This window comes from Bartonella sp. CL100XZDX (assembly GCF_042195375.1).
Lineage (GTDB): Bacteria > Pseudomonadota > Alphaproteobacteria > Rhizobiales > Rhizobiaceae > Bartonella.
The window spans coordinates 1-1,264 of sequence record NZ_JBHIOH010000072.1 but is presented as its reverse complement, the minus strand read 5'-3'; the positions used below and the strand labels follow the sequence as shown (position 1 = coordinate 1,264).

Genomic DNA, 1,264 nt, shown 5'->3' with positions numbered 1-1,264 from the left:
GGTAATGCTAAGGTTTACGAAAATGCACAAGTTTACGGTTATGCACATGTTTACGGCAATTCTCGTATTTATGGCAAAGCAAAAGTTTTCGATGAACCATGCATTTACGGTCATGCAGAAGTTTACGGTGATGCATATATTTGCGGTGAACCGCACGTTTTTGATAATGCAGAAGTTTATGGCAATGCACAAGTTTACGAAGAGCCATACATTTACGATAGGGCGCGTGTTTACGGCAATGCAGAAGTTTACGGTGATGCGCATGTTTACGGTCATGCAAAAATTTACGGTGCAGCATGTGTATGTTGGGACGACTGGATTGATGGTGATAAAAGAATCTCAACTGGAGAAAAGACCAGATGAGAAAATACGAATTTACTGATGAAAAAATTGTGTTTGATGGAAGAACTCTTCACCGAATTAGAGCATTAAGAGACTTTGGAAGAGTCAAGAAAGGTGACCTAGGCGGCTTTATAGAAGGTGAGAGCAACTTAAGTCATGAAGGAGACTGTTGGGTTTATGATGATGCCATGGTTTATAGCGGTGCAAGAGTTTACAACAATGCCAAGGTATTTGATAACTCAAAAGTTTGTTATTTTGCAAATATTTATGAAAATGCAACAATTCATCATAACGCAAAAATATATGGTGGTCGTATTTTTGGAAAAGCACATGTTTACGAAAACGCAAGTGTTCATTGCAATGCAGAAGTGTATGGTAACGCACACATTTACGGAGATTCAGAGGTTCGTGGAGGCAGTATTATCACAACGAGCGAGAGAAGATAATTATTATGTATAGATATGAAATTAAACCTACTTTGTGTTCGCAGTTAGTTGTGAGAAATACCCACAATCCAAGTGAACTTTGTATAACGATCTCTGGAGATAAGGGCGAGCCCTATGTAGATACCATAATCTCTAAAGACAAAATAGATGCCTTCTTAAGTGAAGAGAATATCGTGCCAATGGAACTCATAGGATCGCAATGCTTTGCATTTTCATACGAATTCAGACCGTTTGCATGCACTAGATTTGAAATGATACCACCCAATTCAGATGAATCTTTCTTGTTGACGCTATATTCTGATCATTGTGCATATATAAAACGCATTCCAATTGATCGGATTGTACAACCTGTAAAGACAAAACTCTAACACCCCAAAACCAGCCTTTTAACAGATGCGTGATTCACGCCACGGGTGAATTGCGCGCAATGTAGGAAATCAAGATGAGTGAACAAAACACTAACCTAATAGAAATTG

The 1,264-nt window shown here is 38.5% G+C and carries 2 protein-coding genes; both read left to right on the top strand.

Going from position 1 to position 1,264, the window contains the following annotated elements; translation table 11 throughout:
• On the top strand, positions 1 to 363 hold a 363-nt coding region (locus ACFILU_RS08355), incomplete at its 5' end, for a hypothetical protein (protein ID WP_375675554.1).
• The gene (locus ACFILU_RS08350; protein ID WP_375675552.1) at positions 360 to 788 is read left to right on the top strand and encodes a hypothetical protein; all 429 of its coding nucleotides are present in this window, start codon (positions 360 to 362) and stop codon (positions 786 to 788) included. The genes ACFILU_RS08355 and ACFILU_RS08350, both read left to right, overlap by 4 nt.
• Positions 789 to 1,264 lie beyond the last annotated feature (476 nt).